Origin of the sequence: Roseateles chitinivorans (genome assembly GCF_002761755.1) — a bacterium.
Lineage (GTDB): Bacteria > Pseudomonadota > Gammaproteobacteria > Burkholderiales > Burkholderiaceae_C > Roseateles > Roseateles chitinivorans.
On the sequence record NZ_PEOG01000015.1, the window covers coordinates 41,314 to 60,163 of the forward strand.

Sequence of the window (18,850 nt, forward strand, 5' to 3'; positions counted from 1 at the left end):
GGCCCGCCTCGGGCGCGGACAAGCTCGTCCCCCCGGCCATCCTCAAGTCTGCGGACGGATTGGCGTGATTACCGATGGCACGGCACCCGCGCGGCGGGACATTGGCGGGAAGAGCCAATGGGAGGGCCAAATGAGCCAGGACGCCGAGAGGAACCGAGGACACATGCCGGCCGGAACGGGCGGGGTTCACGCGTCCGTTCCGCCAGTTCCACCGGGCGGGCTCGATGGGCGCGACCACTCCGACCTCCCGCCGGCCGCCGCGCGCGACGACGAAGTCCTGATCCGCGAGGCCCGGGAGCTGTTCCCCGTCCTTCGCCTGGAACTCGCCGCGCTGCTGGCGGAGCTACCTGTTCCCCCCCGATGGGCGGACAAGGGAGAAGCCCAGGCCACGCTGGAGGCCTGGTTCGAGCGGCATCCGACGCTGAACCGCCCCACCACCGAGCCCGCCCATGAGGCGTTCCGGGCGCAACGCATCAAGGACCGCCTGACACGGCTGCGCGGACTGCTGCACCTGCTCGAGGGCGACGACACGCCGAGCGCGTTGTGCCTGTCCGGCGGCGGCATCCGCAGTGCCACCTTCAGCCTGGGCGTGATCCAGGGTCTGGCCTCCAAGGAGGTCATGCAGGACTTCCACTATGTGTCGACGGTCTCCGGCGGTGGCTACAGCGGCTGCATGCTGTCAGCCTGGATCCGCAACGAGGCGCTGGAGGTGCGCGCGGAGCCTTCAACCGGCGCCGCAGGCCCCAGGCAGGACATTGCAGCCCTCACGGCCTCCGGCGAGGCGCGCCCGCAGCCCGTCCCGATGACGCCGGAGGAACATGAAGAGGCGCGGGGCCGGGTGCTGCAGCAACTGGCCAAGGTCGGACGGGGCCAGGCCGAGGAGCCGCAACCGCTCCGGCGGCTGCGCGCGTTCAGCAACTATCTGACGCCGATGCGTGGAATCTCGGCCGACGCGCTGACGCTGCTGGCCATCTACGCGCGCAACCTGACCCTCAACTGGCTGGTGCTCATTCCGGCCATCCTCGTCGTGCTGGCGCTTCCGCGGCTCTACCTGGCCGTCCTGCTGGCACCCATGCCGCCGCCCTGGTTCTGCGCGGTGCTGGGAGCGTTGGCGGCGCTGCTGGTCACCTGGACCATCGCCTTCATGGCCTCCGACCTACCGGCCCCTCCGACAACGGGGGCCAGCGAACGGTACGAGGCGGAGCGGCTGACCAGCCTTCCCCCGGAGCGGCCGGCCGGCATGTTCCTTCCGATGGTGCTTCCGCTGCTCGTCGCCGCCGCGCTGGTCAGTTGTCTCGTGGCCTGGGGGGTGAGAGCGCCGGCCGAGCACTGGGTCCAAGCCTTCCGACGGGCTTCGCCGGAACTGATGACGGGTGTCTGCTTCGGGCTTGGCTTCTTCATCCAGGGCCTGGGTTCGATGCTGGGCGGCGGTCTGCTCAGACGTCGTCGCCATCGCGAGGCCGGGGTTCGCCCCGCCGACAAGGAAGCCCTGATCGCAGTCGTCTTCGCTGGTGGGTTGACCGGCGTCGGCCTGTACTGGCTGGTCGTCTGGATCGCCGGCTTCTCTCCCCTGCCGACGGCCTCATCGTGGCGCCTGGAAACTCCACCCGCGCTGCATCACGACATTCGGGCCTTCGCTTGGTCAAGCGTGCCGCTGCTGATGACGCTCTTCTGGCTGGGCGTCACCCTGTACGCGGGCTGGCGCCGCCCCAAGGGCCTGGAGGACGAACGCGAGTGGTGGGCCCGGGCGGCGGGACTGTGGATCGGCTGGTCCCTGGTCTGGACCGTCGGCTGCGGCGTCGTGTTCTACCTGCCCGGCGGGCTGTTGACCGCCACGCCGCTGAAGTCGTTCACCAGCCCGGAGTCCCTGGGCGCGGGCACCGGCGCGCTCGGCGCGCTCGTGGCGATCGTCGGTTTTCTGAGCAAGCACGGGCCGGCCTGGCGCGAGAAGGTCGAAAGCGTCGCCGCGACCACCGGCATGCGGCTGTTCGACCTGCTCGCCCTGGTGTTCATCGTGCTGTTCCTGGCCGGCATGTCGTACGCGATCACCGCCACGATGCGGTTCTCCGACGAACTGACGAGGCGCCAGGACCAACGCCTGGCTTTGGACGTCAGGGCGCCGGCATTCGCCAAGGTGATCTGTACCTCGCTGAAGATGCCGGGTGGCGCCTCCGCGCCGACGCTGGGCACCACCTGCCGGCCGCTGCCCTGCGGCCACGAGGAGAATTCCTGCGCCCATTGGGCCGACATCGCGGAGCACCGCTACACGGCCTCCCTGCTAACGTTGAAGGAGCCCTGCTGGCTGCTGCTGGCGATGGTGCTGGCTGGCGGTCTCTCATGGCTGGCCTCGCGCCAGTTCGGGGTCAACGCGTTCTCGCTGCACAGCTTGTATGGCAATCGCCTGGTGCGGGCATACCTGGCCGCGAGCCGCCAGGACCGTGATCGGCGTCCGCACTGGTTCACCGGCTTCGACCCCAAGGACGATCTGCCCGTCCACGAGACCTGGCCGAAGCTTCCGCCGCACGCCGGAGGACGGGCCTCGGCATCGGAATCGGAGCCGGGCGCGCCATCGGCTCTCCCCCGGCCACGCCTGATGCAGGTGGTCAACATCGCGCTCAACCTGGTGAAACCCTCCGGCAAGCGGCTGGAGTGGCAGGATCGCAAGGCCGCCGCTTTCACCGTCACGCCGCTGTTCGCGGGCAGCGCCGCCACCGGCTACATCCCCTCCTGGGCCTACCTGCGATCGCCCTACCTCCAGGGGATCAGCCTGGGCGGCGCGATGACCCTTTCGGGCGCGGCCGCCTCGCCCAACATGGGGTATCACAGCTCCGCACCGCTCGCGATCGTGATGACGCTGTTCAACGTGCGCCTGGGCAAGTGGCTGCCCAACCCACGCTGGTTGAGCAAGGCCGGCTGGCCGCCCGAGCGGGACGAGCCCTCGGTGGGACTTCGCGCGCTGTACGACGAGGCGGTCGGATCGACCTCGGATGACACCCGCCACGTCTACCTGTCCGACGGCGGGCACTTCGACAACACCGGGCTGTACGAGATGGTGCGGCGCCGGGTCCGGCGAATCGTCTTCGTCGACGCGGTGGCGGATCCGGACTACCAGTTCGACGACCTGCTCTCCACAGTGCGGCGCATCCGCATCGACATGGGCATCACCATCGAATTCATCTCCGAACTGCCCGGGCCCAAGGACAAGGGGCGGTCGGGAGCCGCCGTCGGTCTCGCGCACATCCTGTACGCGCAGGCGGACCCCGGCGCCCCCGTCGGCGAGCTGGTACTGATCAAGCCGGTGCTCGTCCCGGACGACCCCGCCGGGCCGTGGTTGCCACTGGACGTGCGTCGGTACGCGAAGGAAAGCGCCAGGGGCAGGAGCGTGTTTCCGCAGCAGCCGACCTCCGACCAGTTCTTCGACGAGGCGCAGTTCGAAAGCTACCGCATGCTGGGCCTGCACACCGTGCGCGACGTATACGACCGGCCGAGGAAGCCGCACGACGACGGCGGTCCGCCGCCGCCAAAGAGACCGCTGAGGGGTTTCGCGGACCTGGTCACGGCGGTGATCGAGGAAAAAGCGGCGGTGCCCCCGTCGCCCGAAGTCCCGCCACTCGCTCGCACCGAGGACCGACACCCGTCGAGAGGCGCCGCGGGCGGCTTCAAGTCGCTCCTGCCGGATAGCGCCGGCACGATCGCCGCGACGGCGCTGGTCAGCGCGGTCACAGTCACGGGCGCCGTGGCCTTGGTCGCGCCGTCGGAGCCGGTCAGGCCCGGCGACAAGTCGACCGTGCCTGTTATCAGCGATCCGGCATCGCCGCCGCCGGGTGCGGCATCGACGGCGCTTGACACCTTCGTGAAGCAGGTGGGCAGCGCGGCCAGCGCGGCCGAATCGCTCTCCGGGGCCGCGACCGAAGCGGCCAGTGCGGCCAGAGCCGCATCCGACGCCCTGCAAGGCGTGGTCTTGATCAGGACGAAGGACGGCACGGTGAACGTGAAGCTGGAGGGTCCTCAACTCGGCCAGTTGGCGCAGGCAGTCTCGGACAGCAAGCTGACGGCAGAGAAAGCAGCCTCCGCGGCGGAGGCGGCCGCCACATCCGCGAGTCATTCATCCACCGCTGCCCAGAAGGCGGCCGAGATGGCGACAGCGCTCGGCGGAGCCACGGGTCAGGTCGCCCGCGTCAACCAGACTCTCAAGCAATCGTCCCGCGGCGGCGTGCGCAGCGGCGAAGGGGCTGCGCCATGAGGGCGGGATGCTGCGCCCATCGCCTCCTCGCCCTCTCGGTGGTTCTCAGCTTGGCCGCCTGCGCACCGATGCCGCGCCTGAGCGCGAGGTGGTACGCGACCATCGACGAGGAGCGCATCCCCGACCTGCGGCCACCCGACGATGCGAAGCCTTACCAGCGCCTGGTGCTCGGCATCCTGAATCGCGATCACACGCCGATCACCATCAGCGACCTGCGATTGAATCCAGCTTGGCCCGGCGGAGAAGTCCCGAAGGATGCCAGTTGGCCCGTGCCTATTGGCGGCGAGGTGAAGCTGGCGCCCGGCGAGATGCTGTTGGTCGAAGTCGAGAAGAAGCCGCTTCCGCCGGCCATCGACCCGGACGCACGCTCCGTGTGGCAGTGCAGGTTCCCGACGCGGGCGACGATGAACGTGGCCTATCGGCAGCAGATCGTGGGCCAGCAGGGCATGCAGATGAACGACGCGTTCACGCTCGAGATTCCGGATCCCATGCCCTCGGCGCTCGCCTACGGTTGGACCCTGTGCTCGGCATTGAGGTCCAGGGAGGGCCCGGCCACGCCGTGATCGGCGCCTTCACGCCACCAGCCGCGGCGGCCCCGGCGGATTCGGCGGCATCTGCAGCGCGAAGCCGCCGGCGCGCTTGCGCATCGTCGCCGGATCGACCTGCGGCGCCTGCGCCGGCCAGTCGAAGAACTTCTGGATCTCGCTGCGCCGCGCCAGCGTGTCGGCCATGCCCAGCGTGATCAGCTCGCTGGTGTACTCGGGCTCGAAGAGCAGGTAGCTGACCAGCGCCGAGCCGCTGGCCGAAGCGCCCTCGCCCGACACGCCGATGCCTCGCAGCAACCCTCGGATCGGCGGCGGCAATGCGCCCTGGTGCTCGGCCGCCAGGCTGTCCAGCGGCCGGCTCGGCGCGATGACCAGGGCCTCGATCGGCTTGAGCGGCGTATTGCGCAACGCTTCTTCCGGCAGCAGCGCCAGCGTGCTGTTGATGCGCTTGAGCCGTTCGATGTCCACGGCCAGCGCGTCCAGGAAGATGTTGGACAGCGCATGCCCGGCGATCTGCGCCAGGCTCGGATGCCCGGTCGGCGTCGGGCCATGCTGCCCCTCGCCACCGGCCTCGTGCATGCGGCCGGCCCCGATCACCAGCACCTTCTCCGCGCCCAGATGCACGGCCGGCGAGATCGGCGCCGTCTGCCGCATCGAGCCGTCGCCGAACCACTCGACCGCGCCGCCCAGGTCGAGCGGCTCGGCCGGGAAGATGAACGGGATGGCCGACGACGCGACCAGGTGCTCGATCGACAGGCGCGGGATGCGTGTGGCGATGCGCTGGGTGCGCACCCAGGGCTCCCGCTGCTGGTGGGTCTGATAGAAGGTGACGTGGTGGCCCGAGGTGTAGCTGGACCCGGTCACGGCCAGCGCGTCGATGTAGCCCTTGGCCAGCATGTCGTCCAGCCGGTCCATCTTGATCCACTGGGCGAGCAGGCCGCGCAGCGGCGTGTTGTCGAGCAGGCTGCGCGGGCGGGTGCGGCGCCAGCGGTTCAGCGCCCAGCCCAGCGACACCATCGTCAGCCACTTTGCGCCGGAGCGGATCACTCCCAGCGAATCGGCGGCATAGACCTGGTTGACGTGGATGTTCTGCCAGATGTACATCAGCCCGTCGACCGCGGAGCAGAAGTCGTCGGCCTGGCAGGCCAGCGTGGCAGCGTTGATCGCGCCGGCGGAGGTGCCGGCAATCACCTGGAAGGGGTTGTCGCCGGTGGTGCAGGCGTCGCGCCGGAGCTGCGCGATGGCCGCGAGCACGCCGACCTGATAGGCCGCGCGAGCCCCCCCTCCGGTAAGGATGAGGCCTGTCTTGGGCTTGGCATCCTGCATGGATGCCAGCTTACGCCCGCCGTCCGGAATTGATGTCGCTCAAAGACCCGTCAAATGGGGGATGGCGTGCAGGTCAGCGACGACGCGCGCCACGGCGCTCTGGCGCACCGGGCGGGCGCTCGATGTCCATCCAGGCGGGTGACTGGAAGGGCAGCACGTCCTCGGTGAAGCCCGCCGCCTCCACCTGCTGAGCCCACAGGTCTGGCGCGCGCCGACGGGCCTGTGCGATGTACTCGCGCGCCTCCTCCTCGTCGTAGCCGTAATCCCGGCAGGCCTCGAGCAGGTTGAAGACCGCGCCCAACGCGGCGTAGGTCTTCGACCGGGAAATGTCCATCGACTGGTTGCCCGCGAATCCGATGCCGTACGGCGCGATGTCGAAGGCCGGCGACAGGGTCCATGCCGAGCCGTCGAAAACGACCCCGGTGTTGCGCGGGTGGTCATCGCCGTTGCCCAGCACCGTGTTCACCACGATGCGACGGAACAACTCGCGCTTCGCCTCGGCGACCTGGTCGGCCGCAGCTCGCCCCCCCCATCGCTGCAGTTCATGGGAGAGCGCGACATAGGACCGCTCACGACTGCCCCGCAACTGCTTGTCCAGACCCAGCACCGTATGCGCGCTGGCGTAGAGGCGGCGCGTCACCCTTCCGTCTGGCAGCACGTCACGATCGAATCGCCGCACGAGGATCACCTCCCGGTCTTCGACGCGCCGGAACTGCGTCTGCGCCACGTTCACTCCGAGCCCGGCTGCGACCCGCATGGCCACGAACTCCCGCAGCGGCGAATGCGGACGGTCGCCGCGATCCTGCAGCTTGGCGAGCCACTGCTGCCCCTCATGAAGCACCGTCAGCTTGGGGCGCTCGCCGCCGGCACTCGTGCCAACGATGCCCTTGACCTCACGCACGGCATCGCTGGCCGGCCGCGTGTCCGGCACCGCCGCGAGGACCGACAACAGGTCTTTGGACGATGGGCATTGGAAGTCCTGCTTGCGTGACACGTCCTCGCAAACCGCTATGGCGCCGACGGCGTCGCCTTCGGACTCTTCCAGCACGGCCAGGTGGTCGTCGACGCCGACCCGACGCACATTGACCAGCAGATCCAGCCCGTAGCCTTCCGGCTTGGCATCGCGGATGACACCAAAGAGTCCGTCCTGCTTCACCTCCCGGATCGCCCTGCTCCGTGCGCCGACCGGCAGATGGATCGGATCCAGCGCGAGATCCTGCGCGTCGAGATAGTGCTGCCGGTATTCAAAGGTGCCGATGGTTCCCGTCAGTGAGAACAGACCGCACTCGGTCGGCTCCGGGTCTCCCGGCAGCCAGACCCAGACCGGCTTGCTGCTGCCGCTCATCGAGCGCTCCGCCTCGGTCGCACAGCCCGTGGGACCGAATCCGCCATCAGCTCGGTCAATTCCTTGTCGGAACCGAGCCGCGCCAGGGTATCGAAGGTGTCTTCAAGTCCCAGCGCCCACAGGACCATGAGCACGGACCCGATCTGCACTGTCGGCGCGCCCTTCTCGATCGCCAGCAAAGTGCTGAGCCCGATGCCTGCCTTGGCTGCCAAGTCCGGCTGGGTGACGCGACGTGCCCGGCGCACCAGCGATATCCGCTGACCAAGGTCGATCAGCGCGTCTTCAACAACGAAGGGGTGTCCTTTTACAGTCTTCATATAGCAAGATTTATAGGCTCAAAATCTTGCCAAAGCAACATTAAATCATTCATGCGGCGGATAGACAGACGACTCAACCTCCTTCGGAATACACGATCTCCGCCGGCTTGAGTTGCTCCAGCGCCTCGTCGCTGGGCCAGAACTTGCCCGCGCCGCCCAGGCCGAGCTCCGCCGTCGCGCCCGCGCGCTTGATCGGAATGCGCAGTTCCAGCCCCTGGCTCAGCACGCCCTGCTCGGTCTCCACCCGCTTGGCCGGCCAGCTCTTGATCAGCTCCAGCACCGTCGCGGCCGGCAGGTTGGGCGCCGTGCGCAGGTAACGTCCGAAGCGCGCCCGCGCCGCCGCCAGGCTGAACACCTGCTGCACGTTCATCCGCAGCCCGCCGGAGAAGCGGTCGTTCTGCACCTTGCCCACCGCGATGATCAACTCGTCTTCGGTCAACAGCTCCTTGTTGGCATTGAGCAGTTCCTCGTTGGCCACCGCCTCGATCGCGTCGGTCTTGTCGTCGATCTTGAAGATCGCCACCCGACCGCGGGAACCATTGATCACCCGCATGTCGGACACGATGCCCGCCACCGTCGTCGGCTCGCGGCTGTCCTGCAGGTCGACGATCCGGCGCTTGACCATCTTGCGCAGCTCCGTCTCCGCCTGGTCGAACAGGTGGCCCGACAGGTAGAAGCCGATCGCCGTCTTCTCCAGGCTCAGCCGCTCCTTGATGCCCCACGGCGGCACGTCGACGAAATCGGGCTCGGCCGTCGACGAACCATGGGTGCCGTCGAAATCGAACAGGCCGCCCTGGTTGGCGTTCTGCGCCAGGTTGTCCGCGTAGGTATAGCCCAGCGACACGCTGGCCAGCAGCCGTGCGCGGTCAGGATGCAGCGCATCGAAGGCGCCGGCCTTGATCAGCGCCTCCACCACCCGCTTGTTGACCGCCTTGCGGTCGACCCGCGCGCAGAAGTCGAAGAAGCTGGTGAACGGGCCGCCCTCGGTGCGGGCACGCACGATGGCCTCGATGGCGCCGGCGCCGGTGCCCTTGATTGCGCCCAGGCTGTAGTTGATCTTGCGCGCGCGCGGCGTGACACCCGGCTTCGCGCCCTCCTTCGGCGCCGTGCGCGTCGTGCCTTCGTCCGCGCCCATGGGCTCGAAGCGGCCCACGCCCAGGTTGATGTTGGGCGGCTCGAACTCGATGCCGAACAGCTTGGCGTCGTTCATGAGCACCTTGAGCTTGTCCGTGTCGTCCGATTCGATCGTCATGTTCGCGGCGAAGAACTCCGCCGTGAAATGGACCTTCAGCCAGCCGGTGTGATACGCCAGCAGCGAGTAGGCGGCCGCGTGCGACTTGTTGAAGCCATAGCCCGCGAACTTCTCCATCAGGTCGAAGACCTCGTCGGCCTTGTCCTGGTCGATGCCCTTCTCGGCCGCGCCCTTGCGGAACAGGTCGCGGTGCATGGCCATCTCTTCGGCCTTCTTCTTGCCCATCGCCCGGCGCAGCATGTCCGCGCCGCCGAGCGAGTAGCCGCCCAGCACCTGGGCGGTCTGCATCACCTGCTCCTGGTAGACCATGATCCCGTAGGTCTCGGCCAGCACCGGCTCCACCAGCGGATGCGGGTACTCCACCACCTCCTTGCCGTGCTTGCGCGCGACGAAGCTGGGGATCAGGTCCATCGGGCCCGGCCGGTACAGCGCGTTCAGCGCGATCAGGTCCTCCAGCCGCGAGGGCTTGGCGTCCTTGAGCATGCGCTGCATGCCGCTGGATTCGAACTGGAACACCGACTCGGTCAGGCCGTCGGAGAACAGCTTGTAGGTCCGCTTGTCGTCCAGCGGGATGGTTTCGAAGGCGAAGTCGGCATGCTCGGGATAGCGGGCGACGATGAAGTCCTTGGCCAGCTCGAGGATGGTCAGCGTCGCCAGTCCCAGGAAGTCGAACTTCACCAGGCCGATGGCCTCGACGTCGTCCTTGTCGTACTGGCTGACCGCCGAGGTCGAGCCCGGCTGCTGGTACTGCGGGCAGAAGTCGGTGATCTTGCCCGGCGCGATCAGCACGCCACCGGCGTGCATGCCGATCGAGCGCACCGTGCCCTCGACCCGGGCTGCCATCTCGAGCAGGCCGGCGACCTCCTCGTCCTGCGCCTCACGCTCCTCGATCTCGGGCGACTCGTGGCGCGCGTAGACCATCTTGGCCTTGTCCGGATCGAAGTCCGGCGGCAGCTTGGCCAGCGTCACCGTCTTGCCCGGGGGCGCCGGCACCAGCTTGGCGATCGAGTCGACATGGCCGAAGCCCATGCCCAGCACCCGCCCGATGTCGCGCAGCGCGCCCTTGGCCGCCATCGTGCCGAAGGTCGCGATCTGGCTGACCGCCGGCCGGCCGTACTTGTCCTTGACGTACTCGATCACCCGGTCGCGGTTGCCCTGGCAGAAGTCGATGTCGAAGTCGGGCATCGAGACCCGCTCGGGGTTCAGGAAGCGCTCGAACAGCAGGTTGTACTGCAGCGGGTCCAGGTCGGTGATCAGCAGCACGTACGCGACCAGCGAGCCCGCGCCCGAGCCCCGGCCCGGCCCCACCGGGCAGCCGTTGTTCTTGGCCCAGCGGATGAAGTCACCCACGATGAGGAAGTAGCCGGGGAAGCCCATCTTGATGATGGTCTCGAGCTCGAACTCCAGCCGGTCCACATAGCGCTGGCGCACCGCCTCGCGCTTCGCGGGATCGGGGTACAGCAGGTTCAGCCGGTCCTCCAGGCCCTCGTAGGAGAGCATGCGGAAGTACTGCTCCATCGGCATCGGCGTGCCGTCGGCCTGGATCGGCGTCGGGAAGTTGGGCAGTTGCGGCTTGCCCAGCACCAGCGTCAGGCTGCAGCGCCGGGCGATCTCCACCGTGTTGGCGATCGCGCTGGGCAGGTCGGCGAAGAGCTTCTCCATCTCCGCCTGCGACTTGAAGTGCTGGCTCGGCAGGAAGCGCTTGACCCGCTTGGGATTGGCCAGCGTTTCGCCGTCGGCGATGCAGATGCGGGCCTCGTGCGCCTCGAAGTCGTCCTCGTTCAGGAACTGGATCGGATGCGTCGCCACGACCGGCAGCTTCGCCTTGGCGGCCAGCGGCACCAGCTGGCGCAGCAGCGCCTCCTGCCCGGGCAGGCCGGCGCGCTGCAGCTCGATGTAGAAGCGCCCCGGATAGATCGCGGACAAACGCCGCGCCCAGTCCAGGGCCTTGGCCTCGTCGCCGGCGATCAGCGCCTGGCCGACCGGTCCGAACTGCATGCCGCCCAGGCAGATCAGGCCCTCGTTCAGTTCCTGCATCCACTCCAGCTTCAGCAGCGCCTGGTTGCGCTGCACGTTCTGGATCCACGCCCGCGACAGCAGCTCGCTCAGGTTGAGGTAGCCCTGGAAGTTCTGCACCAGCAGCAGCACGCGGCTGGGCGGCTTGTCGCTGGCGTCCGGCTCCAGCCAGACCTCGGCGCCGAGGACCGGCTTGACGCCCTTCTTGCGGCAGGCGTTGTAGAACTTCACGCCGCCGAACATGTTCGCGAGGTCGGTCAGCCCCAGGGCGACCTGACCGTCCTTGGCCGCCGCGCTGGCGGCGTCGTCGATGCGCAGGGTGCCGTCGACGACGGAATACTCGGTATGGGTGCGGAGGTGAACGAAAGCCATCGGCGGATTGTAAGAAGGCTATGCTCGCCCCCCATCGAACACACCCCGCGGAGCGCCCGCACCACGAGCATGACGATGAGCCTCTCGACGATGCCCCGGTCCCTGTTCCGCGCGACGGCCCTGGCCGCGCTGGCGCTGTGCGCGCCGCTGATGGCGCTGGCCGCCGCAGCCGACGCGCCGGCCCAGCCGTCCAAGCCGCCCCGCAGCAGCGCGGACATCCTCGCCACCGCGCCGGCCGCCGTCTGGCGCGATGTCGACCCGGACAACCTGCTCGTGATGACGCTGCCGCAGGGCCAGGTGCTCATCGAGCTGGCGCCGCGCTTCGCCCCCGCGCATGTGGCCAACATCCGGGCGCTGGCCCGCGGCGGCTACTACGACGGCCTGGCGATCGTCCGCGTCCAGGACAACTTCGTCACCCAATGGGGCGACCCCAATGCGGACGACGAGGACACCGGCATGAAGGGCAAGGGCAAGCCCTTCCCCGAGGGGGCGAAGCCCCACCTGCCGGCCGAGTTCTCGATCCCGCTCAAGGGGGTGCCGATGACGGTGCTGCCGGATGTCGACGGATGGGCACCGCGGGTCGGGCAAGTCGATGGCTTCGCCGCGGCGGCGGATCCGAAGACCGGCAAGGCCTGGCTGGCGCACTGCTACGGCAGCGTCGGCGCCGGTCGCGGCAACGCGGTCGACTCCAGCACCGGCGCCGAGCTCTACGCCGTCATCGGTCAGGCGCCGCGCGGGCTGGACCTCAACATCACCGTGGTGGGCCGCGTGCTCAAGGGCATGGAATTCCTGTCCTCGCTGCCCCGCGGCGGCGCGGCGATGGGCTTCTACGACAAGCCCGAGCAGCGGCTGGGCATCGAGCGGGTGGCGCTGGCCGCCGCGTTGCCGGCCGAGCAGCGGCCGGCGCTGCAGGTGCTGCGCACCGACACGCCGACCTGGCAGGAACTGCTCGACGCCCGCCGCCGCCGGGGGGGCTGGTTCGTGCACAGCCCGGGCTACACCGACCTGTGCAGCGCCGCGGTCCCGGTGCGTGTCAAGCCGGCGGCCGGGCCGGAAGTGAAGCTCAACGAGCCCCGCTCGCCCGAAAGCCGTCGCTGATCGCCACCTTACAATCGCGCGCTTTGCTGATCCTGCGCGGCCTCGCGCCGCCGCACCGGCATGAACGCTGCTGTCCCGCTTGAATCCCTGCCCGTCCTGAACATCTCCTGCTACCTGTTCGTCGCCATCGAGGCGCCGGACGCGTTGCGGGACACGCTGCACGAGCGCGCTCGCGCGCTCGACCTGAAGGGCACGGTGCTGATCGCCGAGGAAGGCATCAACCTGTTCCTGGCCGGACCGGCCGAGGCGGTGCGGGCCTGGGTGGATGCGCTGCGCGCGGACCCGCGCTTCGCCGCGCTCGCGCCGAAGGAAAGCTGGAGCGACGCGGTGCCGTTCCGCAAGCTGCTGGTGAAGGTCAAGCCGGAGATCATCCGGATGAACCACCCGACGATCCGTCCCGACCAGGCGCCGCGCGCGCCCGCGCTGCCGGCCGCCACGCTGCGCCGCTGGCTGGACCAGGGGCATGACGACGATGGTCGCCCGGTGGTGACGCTGGACACGCGCAATGCCTTCGAGGTCGACGTCGGCGCCTTCGACGGCGCGATCGACTGGCGCATCGCCAAGTTCAGCGAGTTCCCCGCGGCGGTCCAGGCCCATCGCGCCGAACTGGCCGGCAAGACCGTCGTCAGCTACTGCACCGGCGGCATCCGCTGCGAGAAGGCCGCGCTCTACCTCGAGCAGGAGGCGCGCGCGCACGGCGTGGACGCGCGGATCTACCAGCTCGAGGGCGGCATCCTGAAGTACTTCGAGGAGGTCGGCGGCGCCCATTACCACGGCGACTGCTTCGTCTTCGACGAGCGCCGCGCCGTCGATCCCGAGCTCGCGGCCTCGCCGGAATCCGTCATCGAATGAGCGATCGCCCGACCTTCGGCGCCCGGCTGATGAAGCTGCTGGGATTCGCCGTGCTGGCGACGGCGCTGCTCGCGATGGCCTTCCGTGCGCCGGACCGGCCGCTGGAAAGCCTGATCGCGCGCTGGGCACCGCCGCCCTCGGATTTCATCGAACTCAAGCTGCCGGGCGGTCAGGTCCAGCTCGTTCATTTCCGCGACCAGGGGCCGCGCTCCGACACCACCCCCATCGTGCTGCTGCACGGCACCGCCGCGAGCCTGCACACCTGGGAGGGGTGGGTGAAGTCCCTGAGCGCGACCCGCCGCGTGATCACGCTCGACTTGCCCGGCTTCGGCCTGACCGGTCCGTCCCCTCTAGGCGACTACAGCGACGACGCCTATGGCTCGTTCCTGTGGTCTTTCTTCCAGCAGTTGCAGATCAGCCGCATGGTGCTTGGCGGCAACTCGATGGGCGGCGGACTGGCCTGGCAGTACGCGGCCCGGCATCCGGAGCAGGTCGCGGCGCTGGTGCTGGTCGACGCGGCCGGGCTGGATCTGCCCAGCGCCGCGGTACCGGCCGGCTTCAGGCTGCCGGACTCGCGCCTGCTGCACTGGCTGGCCGGCGTCTTCCTGCCTCGGCCGCTGGTGGACCGCAGCGTGCGCGAGGTCTACGGCGATCCTTCCCGGGTCGACGCGGCGCTGGTGGACCGCTACTTCGAGCTGACGCTGCGGGAAGGCAACCGCGAGGCGCTGACGCAACGCCTCGCCCAGCGCACGCCGGGCCGCAATGTCGGCCTGCTGTCGCGCATCCAGGCGCCGACGCTGATCCTGTGGGGCGGCCAGGACCGCCTGATCCCGCCGGTGGCGGCGACGCGCCTGCATGAGGCCATCGCGCACAGCACCGTGCAGGTCTTCCCCGGACTGGGGCATGTCCCCCAGGAGGAGGACCCGGCGTCCACCGTCCAGGCCGTTCACACGTTTTTGCACTCTCCTTAACCCTGATGGCCGCGACACCTGCGGCATTGCAACAATCCCCCCCATTCCGGACCCGCCTCCCCCGACGCGGGATCGAACCGCCCAAGAGGCGGCACCGGAAGTCCATTCCACGATTCCTGCTCAATCACAAGGAGCCTTCATGCAACGACGACAACTGATCGCCCGCGCCGCCCTGACCGCCTGCGCCCTGCTGGCCACCGCCGGTGCCGTGCACGCTCAGGCCCCTGACTGGAAGAAGATCCGCATCGGCGTCGAGGGCGCCTACCCCCCGTTCTCCGAAGTCGGCGCCGACGGCAAGCTCAAGGGCTTCGAGATCGACCTGGCCTACGCGCTGTGCGCCGAGATGAAGGCCGAATGCACGCTGGTGCAGCAGGACTTCGACGGCCTGATCCCGGCGCTGCAGGCCCGCAAGGTCGACGCGATCATCGCCTCGGTGTCGATCACCGACGAACGCAAGAAGGTCATCGCCTTCTCCAATCCGTACTACAACACCCCGGCCCGCTTCACCGCCAAGGCCGACGCCAAGTTCGACTTCTCGCCCGCCGGCCTGAAAGGCAAGAAGATCGGCGTGCAGCGCGCGACCATCCACGAGAAGTTCGCGACCGACACCTTCAAGCAGAGCGAGATCGTCCGCTACGCCACGCAGGACCAGGCCTTCCTGGACCTGAAGTCGGGCCGCGTGGACCTGACGCTGGCCGACCTGGTCGCCGCCGACGTCGGCTTCCTGAAGACGCCCGCGGGCAAGGGCTACGCCTTCGTGGGCCCGAGCTACGACGACGTGAAGTACTTCGGCGTCGGCTCCGGCGTGGGCCTGCGCAAGGCCGACGAGAAGGTGCTGGGCAAGAAGTTCAACGACGCGATCGCCGCGGTGAAGGCCAACGGCACCTTCAAGAAGCTGAACGACAAGTACTTCGAGTACGACATCTCCGGCAAGACGGCCAAGTAAGCGGCCGATCCGCCCCGGGGAGGGCCCGCCCGCGCGGCCCCTCCCCGAGCGCCGGGACCCGGCCGCGCCGGGTCCCCGCCCCTCTCCCCGCGAACGATAGCGATCCCCACGAATGAACCTGCACGGTTACCTGCCCAGCCTGCTCGAGGGCGCCTTGCTGACCCTGGGCGTGGCCCTGAGCTCGATGGCGCTGGCCATGGTGCTGGGGCTGCTCGGCGCGATGGCCAAGCTGTCGAAGTACCGCGTCGCCAAGGGCGTCGCGACCGTCTACACCACGCTGATCCGCGGCGTGCCCGACCTGGTGCTGATGCTGCTGATCTTCTTCGGCGGACAGGTCGCGGTGAACGCGATCGCGCTGCAGCTCGGGCATGAGGAGTACATCGACATCAACCCGTTCGTGGCCGGCGTGGCGACGATCGCGTTCATCTTCGGCGCCTACCTGACCGAGGCCTTCCGGGGCGCCTTCCTCGCCGTGCCGCCGGGACAGCGCGAGGCCGGCCTGGCCTTCGGCATGAGCCCGGCGCAGGTCGCCTGGCGCATCACCTTCCCGCAGATGTTCCGGCATGCGCTGCCGGGCCTGTCCAACAACTGGCTGGTGCTGATCAAGAGCACCGCCATCGTGTCGGTCATCGGGCTGCACGACCTCATGATGCGGGGCTCGCAGGCGGCCGCCGGCACCCGCGAACCCTTCGTGTTCTACCTCGCGGTGGCGCTGATCTACCTGCTCTTCACCTCGGTGTCCGAGCTGGTCTTCGACCAGCTGCAGAAGCGCCTGTCCACCGGCGTGCGCCGCCATTCGCTGTAAGCGCGACCCGCCGCACGCGCCGTCCCGCCCCGACCCGATCCGACCGAACGATTCCCCATGAACCTGGACGCCATCGTCGAGAACCTCCCGCGCTATTTCGAGGGCGCGGTCGTCACCTTCGAGCTGCTGATCGTGTCGCTGCTGATCGGCCTGGCCCTGGCCATTCCGCTGGCGGTGCTGCGCACCCTGCCGATCAAGTGGCTGTCGCGCACGGTCTGGGCCTACACCTACGTGTTCCGCGGCACGCCGATGCTGGTGCAGCTGTTCCTGATCTATTACGGCCTGGGCCAGTTCGACTGGATGCAGCGCAGCGCGCTGTGGCCGCTGTTCAGCTCGGCCTGGTTCTGCGCCTGCCTGACCTTCGTGCTGAACACCGGCGCGTACACGACCGAGATCATCGCCGGCTCGATCCGCTCGCTGCCGCACGGCGAGATCGAAGCGGCCAAGTCGCTGGGCATGAGCCGCGCTGTGATGCTGCGCCGCATCGTGCTGCCGCACGCGCTGCGCCGGGCGCTGCCGGCCTACAGCAACGAGGTGATCTTCATGCTGCACGGCACCGCGCTCGCGAGCGTGGTGACCATCATGGACGTCACGGGCATCGCCCGCGACATCAATGCCACCTACTACATTCCGTTCGAGGCCTTCATCACCGCCGCGATCTTCTACTTCACGATGACGCTGGTGCTGGTGGGGCTGTTCCATCAGGCGGAGAAGCGCTGGCTCAAGCCCCTGATGCCGCGCTGACCCGCGCGCCCGCGCGCGGACGCCCCACCCTCCTCCCAGCGCGCCGCTCCCGGGCGGCGCGCGCCGCCACGACACTCCGATGCAACTCCGACAACATCCGCTTCCGAGCCCCACCCCGGGCACGCAGCGCGAGCTGGTTTCGCTGCACTATGGCCAGGCCGGCCAGGGCCAGAAGGTCTACATCCAGGCCTCGCTGCATGCCGATGAACTGCCCGGCATGCTGACCGCCTGGCACCTGCGCCGCCACTTCGACGCGCTCGAGGCCGCCGGGCGGCTGCGCGGCGAGATCGTGCTGGTGCCCATGGCCAACCCGATCGGCCTGTCCCAGTGGTGGCTGCAATCCCACCTGGGCCGTTTCGAGAGCCTGTCGGGCGAGAACTTCAATCGCCACTACCCCGAGCACATCGAGGCCGCCGCGCGCCATGCCGAACCGCGCCTGGGCGCCGACGCGGCGCAGAACGTGGCGGTGCTGCGCGCCGCGCTGAAGACCGAGATCCAGGCCGCGAGCGCCGACACCGAGCTCAAGGCGCTGCGCAAGACGCTGATGCTGCTGGCCTGCGACGCCGACGTGGTGCTGGACCTGCACTGCGACGCGCAGGCGATGATGCACCTCTACACCGAGACGCCGTGCTGGCCGCAGTGCGAGCCGCTGGCGGCCTACCTCGGCGCTGCGGTGACGCTGCTGGCCACGGATTCGGGCGACAACCCGTTCGACGAAGCCTGCTCCCAGGTTTGGTGGAAGTGGGCCCGGCATTTCGGGGACCGCTTCCCGATTCCGCAGGCGACGCTGTCGGTCACGGTGGAGCTTCGCGGCCAGCAGGACGTCAGCCATGAACTGGCCGCGAAGGATGCGCAGGCGATCGTCGACTTCCTGATCCATCGCGGTGTGATCGCGGCGGACGGTGCACCGCCGCCGGTGCCCGCGCCGGTCGGCGATGCACGGCCGCTGGCCGGCTCGATGCCGATCCCCTCGCCGGTGGGCGGGGTGCTCACCTTCCTGCGAGAGGTCGGCGAGGAGGTCAAGGCCGGCGACGTGATCGCCCAGGTCATCGACCCGATCACCGCCCAGGTCACCGATCTGAAGAGCCCGGTAGATGGGCTGCTGTTTGCACGCGACACGCTGCGCCTGGTCACGGCCGGGGCGCGTGTGGCGAAAGTCGCGGGCCGCGAGGCGACCCGCACCGGAAAACTGTTGGGAGCCCGTTGATGTCCGCGGCCAGTCTTGTTGTCGACAACCTCCATAAACGCTACGGCGATCGCGAAGTCCTCAAGGGCGTGAGCCTCGCCGCGAAGCCGGGCGACGTGATCACGCTGATCGGGTCCAGCGGCTCGGGCAAGAGCACCTTCCTGCGCTGCCTGAACCTGCTGGAGCAGCCCTACGAGGGCACGCTGAAGCTGGGCGAGGAAGAGCTGAAGCTCGTGCGCGACCGCGATGGCAGCTTCAAGGCCGGCGACGCGGCACAGCTGCAGCGCTGGCGGGCGCGGCTCGCGATGGTGTTCCAGAACTTCAACCTGTGGGGCCACCGCACGGTGCTGGAGAACGTGATCGAGGCGCCGGTGCACGTGCTGAAGCAGTCCCGGGCCGAGGCGATCGAGAAGGCCGAGGCGCTGCTGGCGCGGGTAGGCGTGTCGCACCGCAAGGACGTGTACCCGGCGCAGCTTTCCGGCGGCGAGCAACAGCGCGTGGCGATCGCCCGCGCGCTGGCGGTGGAGCCGGAGGTGATGCTCTTCGACGAGCCGACCTCGGCGCTGGATCCGGAGCTGGTCGGCGAGGTGCTGAAGGTGATGCGCGACCTGGCGGCGGAAGGTCGCACGATGATCGTCGTCACCCATGAAATGGGCTTCGCGCGCGAGGTCTCGTCGCACACGATGTTCCTGCACCAGGGTCGCGTCGAGGAGCAAGGCAACCCGCGCGAGGTCCTCGCCACGCCGCGCAGCGAGCGCCTGAAGGCCTTCCTGAGCGGCGGCCTGAAGTAAGTTAGCGCCGCTGTCGTCGCAGGCCCGGCATGCCCGGGCCT

14 protein-coding genes are annotated in these 18,850 nt (G+C 68.9%); 10 read left to right on the forward strand and 4 right to left on the reverse strand.

The window, feature by feature from the left end; all coding sequences use genetic code 11:
• The first annotated feature begins 130 nt into the window (after positions 1 to 130).
• Both CS062_RS26790 and CS062_RS07170 read left to right on the forward strand, forming a co-directional pair.
• On the forward strand, positions 131 to 4,243 hold the full coding sequence (locus tag CS062_RS26790; protein ID WP_233217956.1) for a patatin-like phospholipase family protein: 4,113 nt from the start codon (positions 131 to 133) through the stop codon (positions 4,241 to 4,243).
• 68 nt (positions 4,244 to 4,311) lie between these two features.
• The gene (locus CS062_RS07170) at positions 4,312 to 4,806 is read left to right on the forward strand and encodes a hypothetical protein (protein WP_143742276.1); all 495 of its coding nucleotides are present in this window, start codon (positions 4,312 to 4,314) and stop codon (positions 4,804 to 4,806) included.
• Between the two features lie 9 nt (positions 4,807 to 4,815).
• Here CS062_RS07170 and CS062_RS07175 read toward each other — a convergent pair whose 3' ends face one another.
• The 4 genes from CS062_RS07175 to dnaE all read right to left on the reverse strand — a co-directional run bounded on the left by CS062_RS07175 (position 4,816) and on the right by dnaE (position 11,416).
• The gene (locus CS062_RS07175) at positions 4,816 to 6,114 is read right to left on the reverse strand and encodes a patatin-like phospholipase family protein (protein WP_099860784.1); all 1,299 of its coding nucleotides are present in this window, start codon (positions 6,112 to 6,114) and stop codon (positions 4,816 to 4,818) included.
• Between the two features lie 73 nt (positions 6,115 to 6,187).
• Entirely contained in the window at positions 6,188 to 7,459 is a 1,272-nt protein-coding gene (locus CS062_RS07180; RefSeq protein ID WP_099860785.1) for a type II toxin-antitoxin system HipA family toxin, read from the reverse strand.
• A complete protein-coding gene (locus tag CS062_RS07185; RefSeq protein WP_099860787.1) occupies positions 7,456 to 7,776 on the reverse strand; it encodes a helix-turn-helix domain-containing protein in 321 nt (106 codons plus the stop codon). The genes CS062_RS07180 and CS062_RS07185 overlap by 4 nt, the downstream gene beginning before the upstream one ends.
• Positions 7,777 to 7,849: 73 nt before the next feature.
• On the reverse strand, positions 7,850 to 11,416 hold the full coding sequence (gene dnaE, locus CS062_RS07190) for a DNA polymerase III subunit alpha (RefSeq protein WP_099860788.1): 3,567 nt from the start codon (positions 11,414 to 11,416) through the stop codon (positions 7,850 to 7,852).
• Between the two features lie 75 nt (positions 11,417 to 11,491).
• Between dnaE and CS062_RS07195 the strand changes: the two genes are divergently transcribed.
• The 8 genes from CS062_RS07195 (at position 11,492) to CS062_RS07230 (ending at position 18,809) form a co-directional block, all read left to right on the forward strand.
• Positions 11,492 to 12,514 (forward strand): peptidylprolyl isomerase, encoded by a 1,023-nt coding sequence (locus CS062_RS07195; protein WP_233217957.1) that lies wholly within the window; start codon positions 11,492 to 11,494, stop codon positions 12,512 to 12,514.
• A gap of 60 nt (positions 12,515 to 12,574) precedes the next feature.
• Positions 12,575 to 13,366, forward strand: coding sequence for a sulfurtransferase (locus CS062_RS07200; RefSeq protein WP_199174190.1), 792 nt, complete (start codon positions 12,575 to 12,577; stop codon positions 13,364 to 13,366).
• On the forward strand, positions 13,363 to 14,337 hold the full coding sequence (locus CS062_RS07205; RefSeq protein ID WP_099860790.1) for an alpha/beta fold hydrolase: 975 nt from the start codon (positions 13,363 to 13,365) through the stop codon (positions 14,335 to 14,337). Before CS062_RS07200 ends, CS062_RS07205 begins: the two co-directional genes overlap by 4 nt.
• Before the next feature lie 139 nt (positions 14,338 to 14,476).
• Positions 14,477 to 15,283, forward strand: a complete 807-nt coding sequence (locus CS062_RS07210; protein WP_091733175.1) for an ABC transporter substrate-binding protein — start codon at positions 14,477 to 14,479, stop codon at positions 15,281 to 15,283.
• A 112-nt stretch (positions 15,284 to 15,395) separates the two neighbouring features.
• Positions 15,396 to 16,088: an ABC transporter permease gene (locus tag CS062_RS07215; RefSeq protein ID WP_091733171.1), complete on the forward strand. Its 693-nt coding sequence runs from the start codon at positions 15,396 to 15,398 to the stop codon at positions 16,086 to 16,088.
• 57 nt (positions 16,089 to 16,145) lie between these two features.
• Entirely contained in the window at positions 16,146 to 16,832 is a 687-nt protein-coding gene (locus CS062_RS07220; protein ID WP_099860791.1) for an ABC transporter permease, read from the forward strand.
• A 79-nt stretch (positions 16,833 to 16,911) separates the two neighbouring features.
• Positions 16,912 to 18,039, forward strand: a complete 1,128-nt coding sequence (locus CS062_RS07225) for a succinylglutamate desuccinylase/aspartoacylase family protein (RefSeq protein ID WP_099860793.1) — start codon at positions 16,912 to 16,914, stop codon at positions 18,037 to 18,039.
• Positions 18,039 to 18,809, forward strand: coding sequence for an ABC transporter ATP-binding protein (locus CS062_RS07230; RefSeq protein ID WP_099860795.1), 771 nt, complete (start codon positions 18,039 to 18,041; stop codon positions 18,807 to 18,809). Before CS062_RS07225 ends, CS062_RS07230 begins: the two co-directional genes overlap by 1 nt.
• Positions 18,810 to 18,850: the final 41 nt, after the last annotated feature.

Bases quoted from the DNA above. Each gene is read 5' to 3' on its own strand.
- CS062_RS07195 (WP_233217957.1), top strand. From the start codon at position 11,492: ATGAGCCTCTCGACGATGCCCCGGTCCCTGTTCCGCGCGACGGCCCTG.
- dnaE (WP_099860788.1), bottom strand. From the start codon at position 11,416: ATGGCTTTCGTTCACCTCCGCACCCATACCGAGTATTCCGTCGTCGAC.
- CS062_RS07200 (WP_199174190.1), top strand. From the start codon at position 12,575: ATGAACGCTGCTGTCCCGCTTGAATCCCTGCCCGTCCTGAACATCTCC.
- CS062_RS07170 (WP_143742276.1), top strand. From the start codon at position 4,312: ATGCCGCGCCTGAGCGCGAGGTGGTACGCGACCATCGACGAGGAGCGC.
- CS062_RS07215 (WP_091733171.1), top strand. From the start codon at position 15,396: ATGAACCTGCACGGTTACCTGCCCAGCCTGCTCGAGGGCGCCTTGCTG.
- CS062_RS26790 (WP_233217956.1), top strand. From the start codon at position 131: ATGAGCCAGGACGCCGAGAGGAACCGAGGACACATGCCGGCCGGAACG.
- CS062_RS07175 (WP_099860784.1), bottom strand. From the start codon at position 6,114: ATGCAGGATGCCAAGCCCAAGACAGGCCTCATCCTTACCGGAGGGGGG.
- CS062_RS07225 (WP_099860793.1), top strand. From the start codon at position 16,912: ATGCAACTCCGACAACATCCGCTTCCGAGCCCCACCCCGGGCACGCAG.
- CS062_RS07185 (WP_099860787.1), bottom strand. From the start codon at position 7,776: ATGAAGACTGTAAAAGGACACCCCTTCGTTGTTGAAGACGCGCTGATC.
- CS062_RS07230 (WP_099860795.1), top strand. From the start codon at position 18,039: ATGTCCGCGGCCAGTCTTGTTGTCGACAACCTCCATAAACGCTACGGC.
- CS062_RS07205 (WP_099860790.1), top strand. From the start codon at position 13,363: ATGAGCGATCGCCCGACCTTCGGCGCCCGGCTGATGAAGCTGCTGGGA.
- CS062_RS07220 (WP_099860791.1), top strand. From the start codon at position 16,146: ATGAACCTGGACGCCATCGTCGAGAACCTCCCGCGCTATTTCGAGGGC.
- CS062_RS07180 (WP_099860785.1), bottom strand. From the start codon at position 7,459: ATGAGCGGCAGCAGCAAGCCGGTCTGGGTCTGGCTGCCGGGAGACCCG.
- CS062_RS07210 (WP_091733175.1), top strand. From the start codon at position 14,477: ATGCAACGACGACAACTGATCGCCCGCGCCGCCCTGACCGCCTGCGCC.